The sequence below is a fragment of the Microbacterium sp. JZ70 genome (genome assembly GCF_053903225.1).
In genome coordinates this window covers 2,453,339-2,474,410 of record NZ_CP096405.1, presented here as the reverse complement: position 1 = coordinate 2,474,410, position 21,072 = coordinate 2,453,339, and the positions used below count along the sequence as shown (strand labels likewise).

At 71.9% G+C, this 21,072-nt stretch carries 24 protein-coding genes; 15 read left to right on the top strand and 9 right to left on the bottom strand.

Translation table 11 applies throughout. The features are described 5' to 3' along the window. Positions 1-2: 2 nt before the first annotated feature. Complete coding sequence (locus tag M1D46_RS11405) at positions 3-683, bottom strand: esterase/lipase family protein (RefSeq protein WP_271171967.1); 681 nt, start codon at positions 681-683, stop codon at positions 3-5. Continuing rightward, on the bottom strand, positions 680-1,462 hold the full coding sequence (locus tag M1D46_RS11400; protein ID WP_456285588.1) for an alpha/beta fold hydrolase: 783 nt from the start codon (positions 1,460-1,462) through the stop codon (positions 680-682). Before M1D46_RS11400 ends, M1D46_RS11405 begins: the two co-directional genes overlap by 4 nt. A 191-nt stretch (positions 1,463-1,653) precedes the next feature. Between M1D46_RS11400 and M1D46_RS11395 the strand changes: the two genes are divergently transcribed. Genes M1D46_RS11395 through M1D46_RS11385 form a run of 3 tightly spaced genes read left to right on the top strand, consistent with a single transcriptional unit; the run spans position 1,654 to position 3,408 of the window. Then, a complete protein-coding gene (locus tag M1D46_RS11395; RefSeq protein WP_456285587.1) occupies positions 1,654-2,439 on the top strand; it encodes a hypothetical protein in 786 nt (261 codons plus the stop codon). Then, complete coding sequence (locus M1D46_RS11390) at positions 2,429-2,848, top strand: phage holin family protein (RefSeq protein ID WP_456285586.1); 420 nt, start codon at positions 2,429-2,431, stop codon at positions 2,846-2,848. Before M1D46_RS11395 ends, M1D46_RS11390 begins: the two co-directional genes overlap by 11 nt. Continuing rightward, positions 2,845-3,408 (top strand): DUF3618 domain-containing protein, encoded by a 564-nt coding sequence (locus M1D46_RS11385; protein ID WP_456285585.1) that lies wholly within the window; start codon positions 2,845-2,847, stop codon positions 3,406-3,408. The genes M1D46_RS11390 and M1D46_RS11385 overlap by 4 nt, the downstream gene beginning before the upstream one ends. Before the next feature lie 50 nt (positions 3,409-3,458). Here M1D46_RS11385 and M1D46_RS11380 read toward each other — a convergent pair whose 3' ends face one another. Then, a complete protein-coding gene (locus M1D46_RS11380) occupies positions 3,459-4,094 on the bottom strand; it encodes a hypothetical protein (RefSeq protein ID WP_455968391.1) in 636 nt (211 codons plus the stop codon). Positions 4,095-4,259: 165 nt separating this feature from the next. On the opposite strand from M1D46_RS11380, the gene M1D46_RS11375 reads away from it, so the two are divergent. Continuing rightward, positions 4,260-4,712 (top strand): SRPBCC family protein, encoded by a 453-nt coding sequence (locus M1D46_RS11375; RefSeq protein ID WP_271171961.1) that lies wholly within the window; start codon positions 4,260-4,262, stop codon positions 4,710-4,712. Between the two features lie 59 nt (positions 4,713-4,771). Here M1D46_RS11375 and M1D46_RS11370 read toward each other — a convergent pair whose 3' ends face one another. After that, positions 4,772-5,089, bottom strand: coding sequence for a DUF7882 family protein (locus M1D46_RS11370; protein ID WP_282977830.1), 318 nt, complete (start codon positions 5,087-5,089; stop codon positions 4,772-4,774). A 291-nt stretch (positions 5,090-5,380) separates the two neighbouring features. On the opposite strand from M1D46_RS11370, the gene M1D46_RS11365 reads away from it, so the two are divergent. Next, positions 5,381-6,187 (top strand): helix-turn-helix domain-containing protein, encoded by an 807-nt coding sequence (locus M1D46_RS11365; protein ID WP_456285584.1) that lies wholly within the window; start codon positions 5,381-5,383, stop codon positions 6,185-6,187. On the opposite strand, the gene M1D46_RS11360 is transcribed toward M1D46_RS11365, so the two are convergent. Together M1D46_RS11360 and M1D46_RS11355 are read right to left on the bottom strand one after the other, a co-directional pair. Then, positions 6,174-6,932, bottom strand: a complete 759-nt coding sequence (locus M1D46_RS11360; RefSeq protein WP_271171958.1) for a helix-turn-helix domain-containing protein — start codon at positions 6,930-6,932, stop codon at positions 6,174-6,176. The two genes, M1D46_RS11365 and M1D46_RS11360, sit on opposite strands and share 14 nt — an antisense overlap. Positions 6,933-6,972: 40 nt before the next feature. Continuing rightward, the gene (locus M1D46_RS11355) at positions 6,973-7,500 is read right to left on the bottom strand and encodes a MarR family winged helix-turn-helix transcriptional regulator (RefSeq protein ID WP_271171957.1); all 528 of its coding nucleotides are present in this window, start codon (positions 7,498-7,500) and stop codon (positions 6,973-6,975) included. A gap of 164 nt (positions 7,501-7,664) precedes the next feature. Here M1D46_RS11355 and nagE point away from each other — a divergent pair, with 164 nt between their 5' ends. The 5 genes from nagE to M1D46_RS11330 all read left to right on the top strand — a co-directional run bounded on the left by nagE (position 7,665) and on the right by M1D46_RS11330 (position 13,509). Next, a complete protein-coding gene (nagE, locus tag M1D46_RS11350) occupies positions 7,665-9,587 on the top strand; it encodes an N-acetylglucosamine-specific PTS transporter subunit IIBC (RefSeq protein WP_421075860.1) in 1,923 nt (640 codons plus the stop codon). A 232-nt stretch (positions 9,588-9,819) separates the two neighbouring features. Continuing rightward, complete coding sequence (locus tag M1D46_RS11345; protein ID WP_271171955.1) at positions 9,820-11,109, top strand: ABC transporter substrate-binding protein; 1,290 nt, start codon at positions 9,820-9,822, stop codon at positions 11,107-11,109. Positions 11,110-11,111: 2 nt separating this feature from the next. Then, positions 11,112-12,083: a carbohydrate ABC transporter permease gene (locus tag M1D46_RS11340; RefSeq protein ID WP_456285583.1), complete on the top strand. Its 972-nt coding sequence runs from the start codon at positions 11,112-11,114 to the stop codon at positions 12,081-12,083. Further along, entirely contained in the window at positions 12,080-12,994 is a 915-nt protein-coding gene (locus tag M1D46_RS11335; RefSeq protein WP_282977825.1) for a carbohydrate ABC transporter permease, read from the top strand. Before M1D46_RS11340 ends, M1D46_RS11335 begins: the two co-directional genes overlap by 4 nt. A 104-nt stretch (positions 12,995-13,098) precedes the next feature. Continuing rightward, entirely contained in the window at positions 13,099-13,509 is a 411-nt protein-coding gene (locus M1D46_RS11330; protein WP_456285582.1) for a hypothetical protein, read from the top strand. Positions 13,510-13,540: 31 nt separating this feature from the next. Here the strand turns inward: M1D46_RS11330 and M1D46_RS11325 are convergent, their stop codons facing one another. Continuing rightward, positions 13,541-13,882, bottom strand: a complete 342-nt coding sequence (locus M1D46_RS11325) for a hypothetical protein (protein WP_456285581.1) — start codon at positions 13,880-13,882, stop codon at positions 13,541-13,543. A 110-nt stretch (positions 13,883-13,992) separates the two neighbouring features. Here M1D46_RS11325 and M1D46_RS11320 point away from each other — a divergent pair, with 110 nt between their 5' ends. From M1D46_RS11320 to M1D46_RS11300, 5 genes are all read left to right on the top strand, one after another. Continuing rightward, entirely contained in the window at positions 13,993-16,296 is a 2,304-nt protein-coding gene (locus M1D46_RS11320) for an FdhF/YdeP family oxidoreductase (protein ID WP_456285580.1), read from the top strand. Between the two features lie 2 nt (positions 16,297-16,298). Continuing rightward, entirely contained in the window at positions 16,299-17,195 is an 897-nt protein-coding gene (gene fdhD, locus M1D46_RS11315; RefSeq protein WP_456285579.1) for a formate dehydrogenase accessory sulfurtransferase FdhD, read from the top strand. Positions 17,196-17,276: 81 nt separating this feature from the next. Then, complete coding sequence (locus M1D46_RS11310) at positions 17,277-17,723, top strand: hypothetical protein (RefSeq protein ID WP_456285578.1); 447 nt, start codon at positions 17,277-17,279, stop codon at positions 17,721-17,723. A 108-nt stretch (positions 17,724-17,831) separates the two neighbouring features. Then, positions 17,832-18,479, top strand: a complete 648-nt coding sequence (locus tag M1D46_RS11305; protein ID WP_456285577.1) for an SDR family oxidoreductase — start codon at positions 17,832-17,834, stop codon at positions 18,477-18,479. Then, a complete protein-coding gene (locus M1D46_RS11300) occupies positions 18,476-18,883 on the top strand; it encodes a ribosomal maturation YjgA family protein (RefSeq protein ID WP_456285576.1) in 408 nt (135 codons plus the stop codon). Before M1D46_RS11305 ends, M1D46_RS11300 begins: the two co-directional genes overlap by 4 nt. Here the strand turns inward: M1D46_RS11300 and M1D46_RS11295 are convergent. Further along, positions 18,837-20,396: a deoxyguanosinetriphosphate triphosphohydrolase family protein gene (locus tag M1D46_RS11295; protein WP_271171945.1), complete on the bottom strand. Its 1,560-nt coding sequence runs from the start codon at positions 20,394-20,396 to the stop codon at positions 18,837-18,839. The two genes, M1D46_RS11300 and M1D46_RS11295, sit on opposite strands and share 47 nt — an antisense overlap. A 30-nt stretch (positions 20,397-20,426) precedes the next feature. Beyond that, entirely contained in the window at positions 20,427-21,020 is a 594-nt protein-coding gene (locus M1D46_RS11290; RefSeq protein WP_456285575.1) for a DnaJ family domain-containing protein, read from the bottom strand. Between the last annotated feature and the right edge of the window lie 52 nt (positions 21,021-21,072).

Below are 21,072 nucleotides of genomic sequence, written 5' to 3'. Positions count from 1 at the left end.
GCTCATCGATCCGCCGTCTCGGCGAGGGCGGCCACCTCCGCGATGACCCGCGGATGCGCGAGCACCCGGAAGTGGCCGCCCGTCTCGAGCACGACGTTGCGCGCACCGAGGAGCTCGCTGCCCTCGGGGATGTGCGGGTCGAAGCGCGCGTACACCGACACGATCCGCGCGTTGACCTCGGTCGCCTGCGCGAGCGCACGGAGGGCCGCGTCGCGCGGCGAGAATGCGCGGAGAGTGGGGGCGGCGAGGAAGCGCGCATAGCGCGAGCCGCCGAACGGCGTCGCGACCGCGACCATCCCGTGCACGCGCCGGGCGGCGGCCGGAAGCGACATCGCGCGCTTCCCGATGAGCCCGCCCTTGCTGTGCGCGACGAGGACGACGTCGCGCAGCTCGCGCGTCTCGAGGAGCTCGGCGACGAGGTCCGCTCCGGCCGAGAACGGCATGCGGTTGTGCCGGAGCGGCTCGACGACGTGCACGGGATGGCCGCGTGCGTGCAGGGCGACGACGAGCGGGGTGAGGAATCGCCACGACTCGTACACCCCGGGGATCACGACCACGGGTGCGAGCGAGCCCGAGCGGAACTCGGCCGCCGAGCGACGCCGCGTGAGGGCGCGCAGCTGAGCGAGGGCCGCGTAGGCGTAGTCGGCCGCCCACCAGGCGAGCCGCCGCAGCGGCCCGATCACGGGCCCTCCGCGTCCCCCGCGCGCGACGGCTCCCGGTCGGCGGCGAGGAACGGCCGCAGCACGGCGGCGACGGCGCGGGGTGCGGTGTGCTGCACGAGGTGGGGCTGGCCGGCGATCTCGACGAGCCTGCCGTCCTGCGCGGCGTCGCGCAGGCGCACGCACCACGCCCGTCGGGCGACCGGGTCGCGCTCTCCGCGCACGATGAGCAGCGGCCGACGGAGAGCGGTCACGCGCTCCTCCGGCCGGTACGCGAGCATGTGCGGGAGCTGGCGGAAGTACCAGCGCGGCCCGCAGCGCACGTAGTCGCTCAGCACGATCGCGTTCGCGGAGACGGTCTCGCGCAGGCAGTCGTGGGCGAGAGCCAGGGCCTGCCGCGGGGCGGAGCGACGCCGCTCGTCGACGACCGGCCCGATCGCGACGACGCGCGACACGAGGCCGGGGTGCCGGCAGGCGAGCTCGATCGCCCACTGCGTGCCCATCGAGTTGCCGACGACCGCGAACGGGCCGTCGCCGAGGCCAGCGACCACGTCGGCGAGCAGCTCGGCCATCGCGGGCACGTCGGGGGAGTGCGCGGGACGCGGCACGTCGCCGAAGCCCGGCATATCGAGGACGTGCACGACGTCGTCTGCGGCGAGCACCTCGGCGAGCCGGGAGAAGGCGCGGTGCGAGATGCCGATCCCGTGCACGAGCACGATCGGCGGATGGCCGGAGCCGGGCCGCCCGCGCGTGCGCACGCGGAACGTCGCATCGGCCACGCGCACGAGTCGGTCGGTCGTCATGGAACCAGTCTCCCGTTCCGGGCGGAAGGTGTCTCGGGGTTGACGCGGGCGGCCGGAGGCGGCGACCTCTCGATCGCGCGCCGCGCGTGCCACACGCGGAGGGGGTCCGTCAACCCTCGCGAAATCGGACGCGGGACGGTGTTGCATCGCCGGTGAATCCATCCGCAGCGGTAACGGAAAGGAAGTCCCCCATGTCTCAGTTCTCTGGTCAGGTGCCGACCGAGGCGGACAGCCGCCCCACGGGTGCCGTCGACACGGCGCGACAGGAGGCCGCCGACGTCACGGAGACGGCCAGGGCCGAGGCCGGCCACGTCGTCGACACCGCCAAGCAGGAGGCGTCGCATGTCGCCCACGAGGCGAAGGCGCAGCTCAAGGACGTCTACAGCCAGACGCAGCGCGAGCTGCGGGATCAGGCCGCCGCGCAGCAGCGGCGCGTCGCCGAGGGGCTCCGCTCGGTCGGCGACGAGCTCGAGTCGCTCGCAGCGGGCTCGGAGAATCCCGGCGTCGCGACGGACATCGTGCGCCAGGCCTCGACCCGTCTGAAGGGCGCGTCCACCTGGCTCGACGACCGCGACCCCGGCTCGCTCATGCACGAGGTCACCTCGTTCGCCCGCCGTCGCCCCGGCGTGTTCATCGCGGGCGCGCTGCTCGCGGGGCTCGCCGCCGGGCGCCTCACGCGCGCGCTCGCGGAGAGCGGTGCGGAGAGCGCGCAGGGCGCGTCGGCCGAGCGCGCGGCAGACGTCGCCGCGGCTCCGACAGCTCCCGCCGTGCCGGCCGCCGCACCGACGACGACCGCGGGCGACGGCACGCCGTCGGCGGCAGCCCCGGGCGGATACGGCGAGCCGGGCGCGCCGGTGTCGGACCCGCTCGCCACGCCGTCGGACCTTCCGCCGTCGCGCGAGGAGGGCACGCCCGTCTACGACCGCTCGCGCGCCGAGCGCGCGCGCCCGGGGGAGGGGATCGGGAATGACCTCTGACCAGCCGACCCCGTCGGAGCACAAGGCGGCGACGACCTCGCTCGGCGACCTCCTGTCCGAGGTGACGAGCGACATGTCCCTGCTGATGAGGCAGGAGCTCGAGCTCGCCAAGGCGGAGCTGCGGGAGTCGGCGACCCGCGCGGGGAAGGGCGCCGGCCTGCTGAGCGGCGCAGCGTACTCCGCGCTCATGGCGGTGTTCTTCCTGTCCGTGGCGCTGTGGTGGGCCATCGGCCTGCTCACGGGCCTCGGATGGTCGGCCGTCATCGTCGCCGTCCTCTGGGCGATCGCCGCGGCCGTGATGTTCGCGATCGGCCGCAAGGACCTGAAGAACGTGAAGGGCGCTCCGCAGACCGTGGAGTCGCTCAAGAAGATCCCCGGCGCTCTGGGGAGAGATGAGGAGAACCGATGACCGATTCACCCGATGCCATCCGCGCCGACATCGAGCGCACGCGCCGCGAGCTGGGCCGCGATGCCGACGCCCTCGTCGACAAGGTGACGCCTTCGAAGATCATGGACAGGCAGACGAGCAGGCTCAAGGGGGCCTTCGGATCGCTGCGCGAGCGCGTGATGGGAGCAGCCGACGACGCCGGCTCGAGCCTGCACGACGCCGGTGAGACGGTCGCCGACGCGACGCACCGCGCCGCGGCGAAGGCCGAGGGCAAGCCCATGGCTGTCGGCCTCATCGCCTTCGGCGTGGGGCTGCTCGCCTCGTCGCTCATCCCCGCGTCCGGCAGGGAGAAGCGGATCGCGCAGGATGTCAGGGAGCAGGCTCAGCCGCTCGTCGACGAGGTCAAGGACGTCGCACAGGAGGTCGGCGCGCACCTCCGGGAGCCGGCCCAGCAGGCGGCGGAGTCGATCAGGGACACCGCGACCGAGGCCGCCGAGCACGTGAAGTCGGAGGCTCAGGGCTCGGCCGATGCCGTGGCCGGGCGCGCCCAGGAGGCGCGCGACAACGTGCAGGGAAGCTGACGCCGGCAGGACAGCGGGCGGGCTCCGCGGAGCCCGCCCGCTGTCCTGCGTCAGCCCGCGCCGAAGAGGAGCCCGATGAGGCTCCAGGCGCCGTACACGGCCAGCGAGGCGCCGCCGATCACCGCTGCGGCGGCGGCCGACCCCGCGACGATGAGCCACGTCCGCACGCGGGAGCGCGCGGGTGCGCGGCCGCGCTGCGCGATCGCGTCGGCCGACGACTCGGCGAGCGCTGCCGCCTTCGCGCTGCGCAGCTCGACCGGCGCGAGCGGCGAGCCCGTCCACTTCTCGACGCCCCACGCGGTCGCCCTCGCGGTCTGGTTCCTGAGGGTCGCACCCCAGCCGCCGGTCGGCGCGACGGCGGTGGCGCGCAGCCGCTGCGCCGCTGCCCGCGCGTGCTCGGCGTCGCGCAGCCCCGCCTGGGCGAGATCCGCCGCGAGGGCCTGCAGGCGCCGCCGCGCCCCCTTGCGGAGGCCCGCGTCGGAGGCGCGTGCCGCGATGCGGTGCATCGAGGTGCGCACGCCGTCGAGCGTCCGATGCGCGTCCGCGAGGTAGCGGGCCGCCTGGCGGTCGGGGCCGACGGACAGGAACGCCGACTCCTCGGCGAGAGCGTCGACGGCCTGGTCGAATGCGAAGACCGCGCGGCGCGCATCCTCGTCGCGGGGCCCGATCCGGTCGGGAAGCGCCATGCGTCCTCACCCTCCTCGAGACGTGCGTCCTGCCGACAGCTTACGAGGGCCCGTGCGCGGCGGGACGCCCGATACCCGAGGCCTCGCGATGTGGCAACCCCCGTGACGCGTCATCCGAGCGCGGCACACGATGGAGCCCAACCCAACGATCGGAAGGACACCCCCATGGCTCGCATCACGGAGAGCATCGATGTCGACGTCGACGTCACGACGGCGTACGACCAGTGGACGCAGTTCGAGACGTTCCCGCAGTTCCTGAGCTTCGTCGAGTCGATCCGGCAGATCGACGATGAGACGCTCGCCTGGAAGGTGAACATCGGCGGCGCCGAGCGCGAGTTCACCGCCAAGATCACCGAGCAGCACCCCGACGAGCGCGTCGCGTGGACGAGCGTCGCGGGTGAGGCGGATCACGCCGGCGTCGTGACCTTCCACCGGCTCGGCGACGCGAGCACGCGCGTGACCGTGCAGCTCGACTGGGAGCCGACGGACCTCACCGAGAAGGTCGGCGCCGCCCTCGGCATCGACGACCACGCCGTCAAGAAGGACCTGCGGAAGTTCAAGGAGTTCATCGAGTCCCGCGGCACCGAGACCGGTGCGTGGCGCGGCGACATCGACTGATCCGCGCAGATCGGCCCCCGCCGCTCCGGTGATCGGAGTGCGGGGGCCGTGTCGCGCCGTCAGTGCTTCTCGGGCGTCCGGATGTGCTCCTCGACGAGCTGGATGCCGCCGAGGGCGTTCGCGGAGACCGCGAGCTCCTCGAGCCACTCGCGGTTGAGCGTCGGAGCATCGGCCTCGTCGAACTCGAAGCGCAGCGGGATCGCGGGGTGGATCCAGATCGTGCTGCGGCCGCCCTCGCCCTCGTCGGGGTGTCGCCACGAGACCGAGAAGCTCTCGTCACGGCGCAGCTTGCTGATGATGACGACCTTGATGTGCGCGAGCGCACGGTCGTCGATGTGGATGGCGGAGGCGTTCGCGCCGTAGTAGAGCACTCCCATGGCGGTCACGCTAGACCGGGCCGTCGCGCACCGCTCGGCCCGCGCGGCCGCGCGGCAGACCGGTGGATAGGGCGCGCTCCCGCTCGTGGCGCGGGGGACGACCGCGACACACCGACGCGGGAGGCGCGCGCTTTTCCGACGATCGTCGGAAAAGCGCCGTCGCGGACCGCGAGGACGCCGGGGTGGGTGCGTCAAGGGCACGCGCCGAGCCGTCGCGTCGTCCTACCGTCGAGGGGAAGGACAGCGCCGCGTGCGCGCGGCGTGAGGTGAGCAGGACATGGCGGAGTGGCAGTGACGTCTCAGACGCGAGGATCGCGCGAAGGCATCGAGCACATCTCAGGGGACGCGACGTCAGGCGCTCGCGTCCACGTCTTCCGGAGGCTCCTCGACGACGAGCGCGCCGTGCGCGTGCGCGCGCTCGCCCAGGCGGCCGATCGCCGCTGGCTCGACCGCTCGGAGGGCCTCGTCGTCGCGCTCCTCGACACCGTCGGATCGGACGACGAGCGGCGCCGTCTCGCGACGGCGATCCAGTCCGACGGGCGCGGCGCGACGTGGCACGTCGGCGATCTGGCCGACCATCCGGTCCTCGTCGTCTCCCGGAGCAGGCTCGACGGCGACGTCGAGGACGTCCTCGCGTCGGCAGCTCACCGCCATGGCCATCCGGCCGCGCGCTTCGCGACCGCGGCCGTCGCGCCGGACGAGGACGACATCCGGCCCGCCGTGCGGGAGGCGCGGCTTCTCCTCGAAGACCCCGAACACGTCACGCCGGCGGGCATCCGGGCGCTCCTGGACGAGCTCCCCGTGCCGATCGACCTCATCCGGCGCGCGTCGCCCGGTGCATTCGCGCTGTGGCGTGCGGGGGATCGCCAGCAGCTCGACACGGTCGAGGCGTATCTCGACGCGGGTGCGCGCGTCTCCGAGGCCTGCCGGCGGCTGCACCTCCATCGCACGACGCTCTACTACCGTCTCGAGAACCTGCCAGAGCCGGTCCGCGCGGAGCTCGCGGACGGCGTGCGCAGGAGCGTGCTCCACGTCGCGCTCAAGCTGCTTCGACGGCGCTCGGGGCCGGCCGAGGCCGCGCGCGTCACGGATGGATGATCGTCAGCAGCGAGTCGGGGTGATCCGGCACGATGAGGGTCTGCCAGGTCGCGCGCTGCCAGCCGTGCTCGGCGTCGTAGAAGAGGCTCGTGCCGAACGTGAGCTTCCGCGCCCGCTGGCGTGACCACAGCTCCCGGAAGGCGGGGTACCGGCGCCGCAGGAGCGCGAGCAGCTCCTGGAACCGCGGTTCGTCGGGCGCGGTGTGGAAGCGCATCGAGTCGACGAGGCGCGTCGCCGTCGCGCGCCATTCCTCGGCGGACGGCGCCTCGTGCTCGTGCTCGAAGACCTCGATCAGGAGGTTCCGCCCCTCGTCCAGGAATCCCTTCGCGATGCCCGCGCACGAGCGGTTCACGACGAGCACGTCGTGGACGCCGTTCGTGATGTACGCCGGGTGGGGCTCGACGAGGCGCAGGATGGCGAACGCGCCGGCCGGGAGGCCCTCGCGCGTCGACAGGGCGCGCGTCGCGCTCGTCTGCGCGAGCTGCTGGAAGTACTCGGTGGTGTCGGGATCCAGCTGCAGGGCGCGAGAGAGCGCCGAGACGACCTGAGGCGACGGGAGGTGCCCGTGCGCCTGCTCGAGGCGGATGTAGTAGTCGCGATTGATCCCGGCGAGCTCGGCGACCTCCTCACGGCGGAGGCCCGGAACGCGGCGGCCGTCGCCGCGGGGGATCCCGACGTCCTCGGGCTGCAGCTCTGCCCGGCGGCCGCGCAGCAGCTCGGCGATGAGGGCGTGGCGAAGGCTCATGGTGTCAGCATCCTCCCGCGGACGGTCCGGCGCGAGCGCGTCACGGTCGCGCGTCGCGCTCGGCGGAGGCGCCGATCGTGCGCAGCGCGTCGATGAGCGCCGCGACCTGGTTCCAGGAGAGGCCCTCGAGCAGGCGCGCCTCGGCCGCGACGAGGGTGCGCATGGCCGACTCGACGCGCTCGCGACCCGCGGGGAGGAGAGTGACGATGCGGCTGCGCTGGTCGGCAGGGTTGTCGGTGCGCGCGACGTAGCCGCGCTCCTCGAGGCGCTCGATCCGGTACGTGATCGTGCCGCTCGTCGCCGTCGTCCACGCGGCGAGCTGCGACGGCGTCATGGACAGGTCGTCGGGGGAGCGGCGGAGGAGGGAGAGGATGTCGAACTCCCATGCGCGCAGACCCGACGCGGAGAAGGCGGATTCGCGGACGCGCTGCAGATCGCGCGCCACGCGTCGCAGGCGCGACATCACGTCGAGAGGGGAGAGGTCCACGTCGGGGAGGATCGTCGACCACGCGTCGATGATGAGGTCCACCTCGTCATCGCCGGACTGTGAGATCTCCGTGCCTGCCACCTCCCACAGCATAGGACCGCGCGCCCTCCGATCCGCATCACGACGCCCCGCGCGGATTTGTAAGGGATTTTAACGATTAGCTTGGCGCGGCATCCGCGAGCGTGTACCGTCATGCGCATCACAGCACGCGCACGCCCGAAGTGCGCCCCTTCCAGGAGGTACCGATGAAGTTCTTCCAGAGGCTCGGCAGGTCGTTCATGCTGCCGGTCGCCGTCCTCCCGATCGCCGCGATCCTGATGGGCGTCGGGTACTGGATCCAGAACGTCGCAGGCGACAACATCGCCGTGACGTTCCTCAACGGCGCGGGCGGTGCGCTGCTCGGCAACATGCCGATCCTCTTCGCGATCGGCGTCTCACTCGGCATGGCGACGAAGACCGACGGCACGTCGGCGCTCGCGGGGCTCGTCTCGTGGCTCACGATCACGACGCTCCTGAGCACCGACACCGTCGCCCTCTTCCAGGGGGTCGAGGCCGCTGAGGTCAACCCGGCCTTCGGCGTCATCAACAACGTCTTCGTCGGCATCATCGCGGGCCTCATCGGCGCGTTCGCGTACAACCGCTTCAAGGATGTCAAGCTGCCCGACGCCCTGGCCTTCTTCTCGGGCAAGCGCTCGGTCGCGATCGTCGCCGCCGGCATCTCGCTCCTCGTCGTGATCCTCCTCTTCTTCATCTGGCCGTTCGTCTACAGCGGTCTCGTCGCCTTCGGCGAGTTCATCGCGACGCTCGGCCCGGTGGGCGCGGGCATCTACGGCTTCATGAACCGCCTGCTCATCCCGCTCGGGCTGCACCACGCGCTGAACTCGGTGTTCTGGTTCGACGTGGCCGGCATCAACGACCTCAACAACTTCCTCTCGGGCACGGGCGAGTACGGCGTCACCGGCCAGTACATGACCGGTTTCTTCCCCGTGATGATGTTCGGCCTCCCCGGTGCGGCGCTCGCGATGTACGTCACCGCGAAGAGCACGCGCAAGAAGGTCGCCGCGGGTCTGCTCCTCTCCGGCGCGATCTCGTCGTTCGTCGTCGGCGTGACCGAGCCCCTCGAGTTCGCGTTCATGTTCCTCGCCCCGGTCCTCTATCTCATCCACGCCGTCTTCATGGGCATCTCGCTCGCCGTCAGCGCGATCCTCCCGGTCCGGATGGGCTTCGGCTTCTCCGGCGGCGGGATCGACCTGCTCCTGGGATGGGTGAACCCGATGGCGCAGAACCCGTGGCTCATCCTCGTCATGGGCGTGTTCTGGTTCGTCGTCTACTTCCTCGTGTTCCGATTCGTCATCCTGCGGTTCAACCTGAAGACGCCGGGCCGCGAGGACGACGACGTCGCGCTCGACGGGGCCGACGCGACGACGGCCGACGGGGGCTACCTCGCGACGGCCGCGCGCTTCATCGACGCGCTCGGCGGGCGCGACAACATCGTGGAGCTCGAGAACTGCGCGACCCGGCTCCGGATGGAGCTGGGTGACGTCGCGAAGGCCGACGAGGCCGCGCTCAAGCGCGCGGGCGCGGCGGGCGTGATGAAGCCCGGCGGGCGCTCGTACCAGGTGATCTACGGCCTCAACGTGCAGTTCGTGAAGGACGCCATGGAGCAGATCATGTCGGGGCGCGCCGAGGCGCCGGCGCCGTCCGCGCCGACCGCCGAGCCGGTCGCGGCCCCTCCGCAGACGGCGACCGCGGTCGCCGCTCCCGCGACGGTGCGGCTGCGTCAGCCGATCGAGGGTGCCGTCGTGCCGCTCTCGTCGGTGCCCGACGCCACGTTCGCCGAGGGCATCATGGGCCCGGGCGTCGCGATCGAGCCGACCGGTGACACGGTCGTCGCCCCGGTCGACGCGACCGTCGGGCACGTCTTCGAGACGGGGCACGCGATCGCCCTCGTGCTCGACGACGGAACGGAGCTGCTCATCCACGTCGGCATCGACACCGTCGCGATGAAGGGCGAGGGCTTCCAGACCCTCGTCGAGGCCGGGGCGCGTGTGACCGCGGGGACCCCGCTGCTGCGCGTCGACCTCGACCGCATCCGCGCGGCCGGCCATCCCACCGTGACGCCCGTGATCGTCCTCAACAACGAGAGCGCCGTGATCGAGCTCATCTGACCGCGACGCGCGCGAGGCGCCCCGCAGGCACGCCTGCGGGGCGCCTCGCCGTCTGCGCGCGCCTCGTGTTCCCACGTTGCAAAGCAGGTGGTCCACAGGCAGGATGACCCGGGCGCCCGTCGTGCTTGACACGACCCCCGAGAGTGCGCCTATGATGCCAGAAACCGGTTTCTCCGGTTCTCGTCCTCGCAACGACGCGAAAGGGAAGACAGTGAGCGCATCACGTGTGGAGATGAGCCGTCGGACACTCCTCGGTCTCGGACTGGGCGCCACGGCGCTCATGCTGGCCGGCTGCAACCGCTTCGGCATCAGCACCGAGCCGTCGACGGCGGCGTCCACGCTCAACATGATCTGGTGGGGCGACGCGGCCCGCGCCGAGGCGACGGAGGCGATGCTCGCGGTCTTCACGAAGGAGCACGACGGCCTCACGATCAAGACCGAGTACCAGGACTCTGGCCCCTACGCCGACAAGATGGCGACCCGCTTCGCGGCCGGCGACATCCCCGATCTGTTCAACCAGCGCCGCGACAGCCTGCGCGAGTACGCCGACCGCGGCGCGCTGCTCGACCTCAACCAGCACCTCGACGTGCTGAACCTCGACGACGTCCCCAAGACGGCGCCGCTCGGCGTCGTGGGCGACGCGCTCTACGGCATCCCCGCGGGCCTCAACGCGGTCGGCTTCGTCATCAACCGGAACCTCACCGACCAGTACGGCGTCGAGATCCCCGACGGCGACACGTGGTCGTGGGACGACCTCTGGGCGTTCAGCAAGGCGGTCACCGACGCGTCGGGCGGTCAGGTCTACGGCGTCGACATGGCCTTCGACACCGTGCAGAACCTCGTCGTCTTCGTGCGTCAGACGGGTGAGGAGCTCTACAACGAGGACGGCTCGTTCGGCGCGAGCGAGAAGACGCTCACGGACTGGTTCGCGATGTCGGTCGAGCAGCGCGCGGCCGGCGCGCTCGCCCCGGCCGGGCACATCGAGACGGTCGGCAGCTCGGCCGAGCAGTCGCCGCTCGCCGCCGGTCTCGTCGCGGGGCAGGTCATCCCGACGAACAACCTCAAGGCCTACAACGACGCGTCGGGCGGCGCGCTCGAGCTGCTGCGCATGCCGGGCGAGGTCCAGGGCGCTCGGCGCGGCATGTCGATTGACACGTCGATGTACTGGTCGATCGGCCAGGAGTCGCCGAATCAGGAGATGGCGCTCGAGCTGCTCGACTTCATCGTCAACAGCGTCGAGGGCAACGAGGCCGTCGGCGCGACCCGCGGCCTTCCGGCGAGCACGGTCGTGGCGGAGGCGATCGCGGACTCCCTCACCCCCGAGGACCAGCGCTCGATCGCGTACATCACGGCCCTCGCCGAGGAGGAGCTGCCGGACTCGCGCCCCGACCCCATCGGAGGCCAGGCCGTGCAGGATGCGCTGACCGACATCGCGACCGAGGTCACCTTCGGCCGCATCACGGCTCAGGAGGCCGCGAAGCAGGTCATGGCCGCGGCGAGCGAAGCCCTCGGGCAGGCCTGACGATGGTCGCCACCGTGGATGCGCCGCCCCGCGGCGAGCGCACCCTTCCGCCGACGGCGCCGGTCGTGCGCCGTCGGCGGAAGCCGACGAGGGCCGGCCGGATCGACTGGTCCGGCTACCTCTTCCTCATCCCGTGGTACGGCGGGATGCTCCTCACGATCATCCCGTTCGGCGCCTCGCTGTACCTCGCTTTCACCGACTACAACCTCCTGAACGCCCCCGTCTTCGTGGGCTTCGAGAACTTCGCCGAGATGCTCTCGGATCCCCGGGTCGGGCAGTCGCTCATCGTGACCTTCGTCCACACGATCGTGTCGGTTCCGCTGTCGCTCGTCGCGGCGCTCGGCGTCGCGATGGCGCTCAACCAGGGTCTGCGCGGCCTCTCGTTCTACCGCGCGATCTACTACCTGCCCTCCTTGCTGGGGTCGAGCGTCGCGATCGTGATGCTGTGGCGCGAGCTGTTCGGCACGCGCGGCGTCGTGAACACGGCGCTCGGCTGGCTCGGGATCGACGGCCCCGCCTGGGTGTCCGATCCCGACACCGCACTCAGCGTGCTCATCATGCTGAACATCTGGACGTTCGGGTCGCCCATGGTGATCTTCCTCGCGGCGCTCCGGCAGGTGCCCGCCATGTACTACGAGGCCGCGGCGGTCGACGGAGCGACGAAGTGGTGGCAGTTCCGCTACATCACCGTGCCGCTCATCAGCCCGATCATCTTCTTCAACCTCGTCCTGTCGATCATCGGGTCGCTGCAGACCTTCACGCAGGGCTACGTCATGAGCAACGGGTCGGGCGGCCCGGCCGGATCGACGCTCTTCTTCAATCTCAACCTCTACATCGAGGGATTCGGACGCTTCAACATGGGATACGCGTCGGCGCTCGCGTGGCTGCTGCTGCTCATCATCGCCGCGCTCACCGCGGTCAACTTCATCGCCCAGAAGCACTGGGTGTTCTACGAGGACGCGGAGGAGCGATGACCGTCACCGAGGTCCAGACCGTCGTCCGGCCCCGTCGCTGGAGCCGGCCCCCGCAGGATGTCCGCGCGGTCGGCCGCCGTCGCGCGACGGCCCGCTCGCGCTTCCTCCGGCACGTCGTGATCGCGGGGGTGGGGCTCTTCATGCTCTACCCGCTGCTGTGGATGCTCTCGAGCTCCTTCAAGCCCGACGACAGGATCTTCACCGAGCAGGGCCTGTGGCCCGCCGAGTGGGATCTCGCGAACTACACGGACGGCTGGAACGCCCTCGAGCATCCGTTCGACGTGTACCTCGTGAACTCGCTCATCATCGTGGTCCTCAGCATCATCGGCACCCTCGTGTCCACCGCGCTCGCGGCGTTCGCGTTCGCCCGGCTGAACTTCCCGGGGCGGCGCCTCATGTTCGCGCTCACGCTGGGAACGCTCATGCTCCCTGGCCACGTGCTGCTCATCCCGCAGTACATCATCTTCGCCGAGCTCGGATGGGTGAACACGTACCTGCCGCTCGTCGTGCCGCACTTCCTCGCATCGAACGCGTTCTACACGTTCCTCATGGTGCAGTTCATGCGCGCGCTGCCGCGGGAGCTCGACGACGCCGCGCGCATCGACGGATGCGGGACCTTCGGCATCTTCTGGCGGATCATCCTCCCGCTGTGCACGCCCGCGTTCGCGACGACGGCGATCTTCACCTTCATCGCGACCTGGAACGACTTCTTCTCGCCGCTCATCTACATCACGGACACCGACCTGTACCCGGTGCCGCTCGCGCTGCGCCAGTTCATGGACTCGGAGGGCCAGGCGTCGTGGGGGCCGATGTTCGCGATGTCGGTCGTGTCGCTCCTGCCGATCGTCGGGTTCTTCATCGCGGGTCAGAAGTACCTCGTCCAGGGCATCGCGACGACCGGGCTCAAGTGAGCATCGACACGGCGCGGGAGCGGTCGTAGCATCGCCCACAAGGAGGCGCTTCGCGTCCACCGGGTCGGCCGTCGGCTCGCGCGAAGCGCAGGGAGCGAGCTGACATGGACATGAAGACCATGACCGAGATGATGGCCGATTCGGACACGATGATGCCGATGGACCACGACGTCATGCAGGCCTGCATGGAGGCGTGCATGGCGTGCGAGCAGGCGTGCACGATGGCCGCCGACATGGAGTCGGGCGCCGAGATGTCGATGTGCCGCAGCATGTGCATGAGCTGCGCCGACATGTGCCACACGATGATGCGCATGATGCTCCGCCCCATGGGCATGCACATGGGCGCGATGATGGCCATGCACGAGGCGATGAAGACCATGGCGATGGCGTGCTACGACGAGTGCATGAAGCACGCCGAGACGAGCGAGGCGATGCGGATGTGCGCTCAGGCGTGCATGGACTGCGCGAACGCGTGCGACGCCATGATGAAGAGCATGAGCTCGGCCTCGATGTGAGGCGCGGCGGGCCGGATGCGACGGGCGCGGCTCAGCCGCGCTCGTCGCGCACGTTCAGCCACGTGCCCGCTGCCGAGAGCACGTGGTAGCCGGCGTGCAGGGCGACGGGCTCGCCGGGTGCCACGATCGACGCCAGCGGCGCGTGGTGCCACACGCGCGTGAGCGCGCGCCCCTCGAGATCGCGCAGCTCGAGCCATCCGTCGGCGTCCACGGCGCCCGCGATCGCGTCGATCCAGCGGCTCGGGGTCGCGGCGACGATGCGTCGCTGGATGAGGTGCATGTCGTGACCCGGTCCGACCTCGGCGCAGAGGGCGCCGGCCTCGTGCAGGCACACGACGGTGTGCTCGGCGGAGACGCGGAGGGGGCTGGTCACGGGATGCTCCTGTCGACGGGTGCGGTCGGGCGTTTCGACCACGGTACGGTCCCTCGCCGCGCCCGTCACGCCGCCGTGTAACGCAGGGAAACCCGCCGTAGCATGGCGGAATGGCGAAGAGGGCACCCCGGGCGGACATCGACGAGACGCGGCTGGTCGTCGGGGAGCGGGAGACCTCCGCGGTCGGCGTGCCGGGCGTGTACCACGCGATGAAGACGTCGCTCGAGCAGATGGGCGTCGTCCGGAGCGCGCGGACGCTCCTGCGCGTGAATCAGAAGGACGGCTTCGACTGCCCCGGCTGCGCATGGCCCGAGGAGGACAGGCGCCATGTCGCGGAGTTCTGCGAGAACGGCGCGAAGGCGGTGGCCGAGGAGGCGACGCTGCGCCGCGTCGAGCCGTCGTTCTTCGCCGCGCACTCCGTCGACGCGCTCCGCGGCCACGATGACTGGTGGCTCGGCCAGCAGGGCCGCCTGACGACCCCGATGGTGCTCGACGAGGGCGCGACGCACTACCGGGAGGCGGGGTGGGACGAGGCCCTCGATCTCGTCGCGGGCGCGCTGACGAGCCTGGACGACCCGGACGAGGCGGTCTTCTACACCTCGGGGCGCACATCGAACGAGGCGGCCTTCCTCTATCAGCTGCTCGTGCGGGGGCTCGGCACGAACAACCTCCCCGACTGCTCGAACATGTGCCACGAGTCCAGTGGGTCGGCGCTCACGGAGACCATCGGCATCGGCAAGGGGACCGTCTCGATCGAGGACATCCACGAGGCCGACCTGCTCATCGTGGCGGGGCAGAACCCCGGCACGAACCACCCCCGGATGCTGTCGGCACTCGAGAAGGCGAAGCGGCGCGGCGCGACGATCATCGCCGTCAACCCGCTGCCCGAGGCCGGGCTCATCCGGTTCCGCAATCCGCAGACCCCGCACGGGCTCGTGCTCGGCGGCACGCGCATCGCCGACGAGTTCCTGCAGATCCGGCTCGGCGGCGACCAGGCGCTGTTCCAGGGCATCGGCAAGCACCTGCTCGAGTGCGAGGCGGAGGAAGGCGGCGTCCTCGACCGGGCCTTCATCGAGGGCTTCACCACGGGCTTCGACGCGTACGCCGCGGCGGTCGCGGAGGTCGGCTGGCCGCAGATCGAGGAGGCGACGGGGCTCGACGAGCGGACGATCCGGGCGACGGCGGAGCGCGTGCGGCGCTCGCGCGGCACGATCGTCTGCTGGGCGATGGGCCTCACGCAGCACAAGCACTCCGTCGCGACGCTGCGCGACGTCGTCAACGTGCTGCTCCTGCGCGGCGACATCGGGCGTCCCGGAGCGGGCGTCTGCCCCGTGCGCGGCCACTCGAACGTGCAGGGCGACCGGACGATGGGCATCTACGAGAAGCCGTCCGAGACGTTCCTCGCGGCGCTCGACGCTGAGTTCGGGTTCCGCGCCCCGCGCGCGCACGGGCACGACACGGTGGCGGCGATCCGCGCGATGCGGGACGGACGCGTGCGGGTGTTCCTCGGGATGGGCGGCAACTTCGTCTCGGCGACGCCCGACACCGCCGTCGTCGAGGCGGCGATGTCGCGCGTCGACCTCACCGTGCACGTGTCCACCAAGCTCAACCGGTCGCACGTCGTGCACGGCCGCCGGGCAGTCATCCTGCCGACGCTCGGCCGCACCGACCGCGACCGCCGCGGGCGCGGCGAGCAGCGCGTGACCGTCGAGGACTCGATGGGCGCCGTGCACGCCTCGCGCGGACGCCTGGCCCCGCCGAGCGGCGACCTGCTCAGCGAGGTCGCGATCATCGCGCGCCTCGCGGAGCGCGTGTTCGCGGACCGGCCGAACGCGCCTCGTGCCGACTGGCGCGCGCTCGAGGACGACTACGCGCGCGTGCGCGCGCACATCGCGCGCGTCGTGCCCGGGTTCGACGACTACGAGCGCCGCATCGAGAAGGGCCGCACCTTCCTGCTGCCGAACGGGCCGCGCGACGCGCGCCGCTTCGACACCCCGACGGGGCGGGCGGTGTTCACGGCGAATGCGCTCGAGCACCCGCGCATCCCGGAGGGGCGGCTGCTGCTGCAGACCCTCCGCTCGCACGATCAGTACAACACCACGGTCTACGGCCACGACGACCGCTATCGCGGCATCCGCGGCGGGCGTCGCGTCGTCTTCGCGCACGCCGACGACATCCGCGCGCTCGGGTTCGCGGAGGGAGACATCGTCGATCTCGTCTCGGAGTGGGATGGCCCGCTCGGCCGCGAGGAGCGTCGCGCCGAGGCGTTCCGACTCGTCGCCTACGACACGCCGCGCGGCAATGCGGCCGCGTACTACCCCGAGACGAACGTCCTCGTGCCGCTCGACTCGGTCGCCGACACGAGCGGGACCCCCACGTCGAAGGCCGTCGTCGTGCGGCTCGAGGCGCGCTGAGCATGGGCCGCCTCACGGCGCACCGCCCGGTCGTCCGCGTCCGTCTCGGGGACGACGGCGCGTCGGCCGCGCGACGACCCGACGCGCTCGCCGTCGAGGAGCCCCTCGAGATCCGCGTCGCGGGCGAGCCGGTCGCCGTCACGATGCGGACCCCGGGCCATGATGTCGAGCTCACCTCCGGCTTCCTCGTCTCGGAGGGGGTCGTGCATGCGCCGGACGACGTGCGCGCGGCCATCCACTGCGGAGGGCCAGGGACCGGCGGCACCGAGAACACCTACAACGTGCTCGATGTCGCCCTCGCGCCCGGGATCCGTCCTCCCGTCGCACGCGGCTTCTACACGACGAGCTCGTGCGGCGTGTGCGGCAAGGCCTCGATCGAGGCCGTCGAGACCGTGTCGGCGTTCGACATCCGCTCGGACCCGACGCGCGTCGCGGCACCGGTTCTCGCGACCCTGCCCGACCGCCTCCGATCCGCGCAGGCGCTCTTCGACCGGACAGGCGGCCTGCACGCGGCGGCGCTGTTCCCCGCCGAGGGCGGCGAGCCCCTCGTCGTGCGCGAGGACGTCGGGCGCCACAACGCGGTCGACAAGGTCGTCGGATGGGCGCTCGCGCGGGGGATGCTGCCGCTGCGCGGCACCGTGCTCATGGTGTCGGGGCGCGCGAGCTTCGAGCTCGTGCAGAAGGCCGCGATGGCCGGCGTCCCCCTGCTCGCGGCCGTGTCGGCGCCGTCGTCGCTCGCGGTCGAGCTCGCCGCGAGCCGGGGCATCGGGCTCGTCGGGTTCCTCCGAGGCGACACGATGAACGTCTACGCAGGGGCGGAGCGCGTCGATCTCGACGGGGGAGTTGTCCCCACGCCCGGGCGTCCGGGCGACTCCCGCGGCGCCGACCGCGTCCGATAGGGTCGATCGCGGGGGTCGCCGGCATCGTGCTCGGCGTGGTGTCGTCTGCGCGGCTCGCCGCACACGACGACAGGAGCACTCATGGCCATCCGCCGCACCACCAAGACCGTCCTCGCCGCAGCCGCCGCGCTCGCCCTCCTTCCCGGCCTGGCCGCCTGCGGCGCCGGCGGGCAGTCGGTCGCCGACGCGTGCGAGCTCATCACCTCGGGCACCTCGGACATGAACTCGAGCATGAGCGAGCTCTCCACCGCGATGACGAGCGGCGACACCGAGGCGCTCAGCGAGCAGGTCTCGGCCATCAACGACGAGGTCGCCGCGATCGGCGAGAAGGTCACCAACGAGGAGGTCGCCCCGGTCTACGAGAAGTTCGCGGGCGCCTTCGGCGACCTCACGACGCAGATCGAGGGCATGGGCGAGCTCGACATCACCGACACCGAGGCGATGACCAAGGTGAGCGAGGACATGACGGCCGCGTCGACCGCGCTCACCGAGGCGCAGTCCGAGCTCACCGAGCTCTGCGGCGCCTGAGCCGCCGCTTCGCGAGAGCCCGTGCCGACCGGCACGGGCTCTCGGCGTCTCCGCGCCTGCGGCCCCGCGCGACCGTAGGGTGGGAGGACGCGAACGGAAGGGGATCCCATGGCCCGCATCCTGATCTTCGGAGGGCACGGCAAGGTCGCGCTCCTGCTGGCGCCGCTCCTCGCGGGCCGCGGAGACGAGGTGACGAGCGTGATCCGCAATCCCGCGCACGCCGACGAGGTCGCAGCGACCGGCGCGGAGCCCCGCGTGGCCGACGTCGAGACGCTCGACGTCGATGCGCTCGCGCAGCTCGTGCGCGGCCACGACGCGATCGTGTGGTCGGCGGGAGCCGGCGGCGGGAATCCGGCCCGGACCTACGCCGTGGACCGCGACGCGGCCATCCGCTCGATGGACGCCGCACGTGCGGCGGGCGTCGACCGCTACGTCATGGTGTCGTATCTCGGCTCACGACCCGATCACGGCGTTCCGCGCGACGAGCCGTTCTTCGCGTATGCGGAGTCGAAGGCCGCCGCCGACGAGCATCTGCGCGCGAGCGGGCTCGCGTACACGATCCTCCAGCCTGGGCCCCTCACGCTCGACGAGCCGACCGGTCTCATCGAGACGGCGGAGCCGGGCACGGGGCGCGTGACGCGAGGCGACGTCGCGGCGGTCGCCGCGGCCGTGCTGAGCGATGACGCGACGGCGGGGCGCTCCATCCCGTTCGGCAACGGAGGGACGCCCATCGACGAGGCCCTCGCGGCGCGGTGAGGCGCGTCGCGCTCGCCGTCGCGGGGGCGCTCACGGTCGCGGCGGGGCTCCTCGTGCACACGGCTCTGCCCGAGACCGCGGCGTCCGACGCGGCGGGCGACGCGCTCTACGCGGTGCTCGTGTACCTGCTCGCGGCGTTCGCGGCTCCGCGGGCGCGCCTGCTCGTCGTCGCGGCAGCGGCTCTCGCCTGGTGCACGGCCGTCGAACTGCTGCAGCTGACCGGGCTCCCCGCGCGCTGGGGCGCGGCCTTCCCGCCCCTCCTGCTCGTGCTCGGCACGGTGTTCTCGGCCGCAGACCTCGCCTGGTATGCGGCCGGCGTCGCGATCGCCGCGGGCGCGGACGCCGCGCTGCGGGTGCTCAGAGCCCCTGGCCGGCGTCCCACAGGCGCTCGGGGGAGCCGTTGATGAGCGCGTCGATGTGCATGGCCTGGGCGTCGGTGAGCGACGCGACGTAGTCGACGATCCCGCGTCCGGTGGCGCGCCGCCGGAGCTCGGCGCCATCCGACGCGTCGGCGAGCTCCGGCGCCTCGCGGCGCACCCGCGCGTAGTCCTCCGCTGCGAGATCGACGAGATCGAGCAGACGGCGCGGCGCCCGGCGCACGTCGCGCGGATCGTCGAGCCACGCGGCGAAGCCGTCGACGAGCCGCTCGAGCACGCTCGCCTGTCCGCGCTGGTACAGCGCGAGATCGGGCCGCTCGAGGATGAACCGCTGGTGCAGGAACTTCAGCACAGCGACCTCATGCCACGCCGTGCGGTCGAGGCTCACGTGACCCGAGCGGATGGGCGGGGTCGCGGTGACCGCGATCGAGTGCTGCAGGCGCGCGATCCACGCGGCCGTGAACTGCGAGAGCGTGCGCTCGGTCAGCATCGAGCCGTCGAAGGGGACCGCGAGCAGGCCGTCGATGACCTCGTCGTTCACGCGCGCGACCGCATCCGCGAACGCGTCCTCGTCGGCGATCCACGGATCCTTCGCGGCGAGACGGCGCCACAGGAGCTCGAGGGCGCGGCCCGGAGCACGCTGGGAGAGCACGAGATCGCCCTGCTCGGCGGCGTGCAGCTCGGCGCGCTCACGGCGCCATGCCCGGAACTCGGCCGAGATCGTGGACTGGTTGAGCAGACCGGCACGGTAGAAGTCGTCGAGGTCGTGGAGCGAGTAGGCGATGTCGTCGGCGATGTCCATGACCGAGCACTCGACGGTCTGCTGGAGGGGTGCGATCTCGGGGTACGCCGCGCGGGCCTCGTGCATCTCGTGCACGTCGAGCGCGAAGGCCGAGAACTTGTACGCGCCCGTGCCGGGGCTCGCGGGCGTGATCCCGCGCGGAGCCTCGTCGCGGCCGAACCAGTCGTCGCCCTCGCCCCGCAGCCACGGGTACTTCAGCACGGCCGCGCGCACGGCCGCCGTGAGATTGAGCCCCGCGCCCGCCCGGTCGTACTCGTCGAGGCGCGTGATGATGCGGAACGTCTGGGCGTTGCCCTCGAAGCCCTCGCGGAGGCCGAAGCGGTCCTTCGCGAGCCGGTCGAGGGTCTGCTCGCCGAGGTGCCCGAAGGGCGGATGGCCGAGGTCGTGGGCCGCAGCGGCGGCCTGCACCACGACCGGGTCGCATCCGCCGAGCCGATCGACGAGCGCGGCATGCTCGCCGTTCGCGAGCTGCACGGCGATGCCGCGGGCGACGGCGGCCACCTTGACCGAGTGCGTCAGCCGGTTGTGCACCGCGAGGCCGGCGCCGGCCTGTGCGATGACCTGCGTCACGGCCGACAGCCGCGAGTAGTAGGGCGAGAAGCGGATCCGCTCGACGTCGACGCGGTACTCCGGGTTCCGCTCGCGCTGCTGGTACGCGTCGAGCGCCTCGGGCACGCGCCGGGCGGTGCGGGGGTCGTGTGCGCCGGCCGTGGGGCCGCCGGAAGGTGCATCGGTCATCGGGACGATGCTACGAGACCGGAGGAGGAGTCAGGTGCGGCGACGGCGGAGGAAGCCCCGGCGCGGGGGCTCCTCGGGTGCTGCCGGACGCGCGGCGGCGCGCCGACGCTCGTCGCGGCGCTCCGCCCACGCCGCGACCTCGGCGTCGATGTCGACCATGGGCGTGACGACGGGAGGCCCGCCGAGCAGCTGCATGCGGGCGAGCCTGACGCGGCGGTTGAAGTCGTCGAGATGCGCGCGCACGTCGGCCTCGCGCGAGAAGCCGTCGAGGGTCTCGTGCAATGCCGCATGCTCGGTGCGCAGCTGGAGAGCGGGCGGGCCGATCCCGGTGAGCCCCTCGCGCTCGATCTTGCGGCGGATCCACCAGTCCGGGTCGTGCGACGTCCCGAGTCCCTCGATCGGGCGGCCCGCTCCCGGCAGGTCGTCGAACTCGCCGCGGCGCATCGCCTGCTGGATGACCATCTCGACGTAGACATGCCGATCGGCCGGGGTCGTGGAGCCCGCCGTGCTGCGGCGCTCGTCCTCATCCGCCGGCTCGCCGAGCTCCTCGCGGATGCGGTCGATCCGGTACTGGGCGGCCGCGAGCCGCGGGTCGTCGGGCTGCTCGCGCTCGCGTGCTGCCATCGCCATCACCTCCGCGTCACCAGGCTACGTCGCGCGGGGAGCAGAGGGGCCG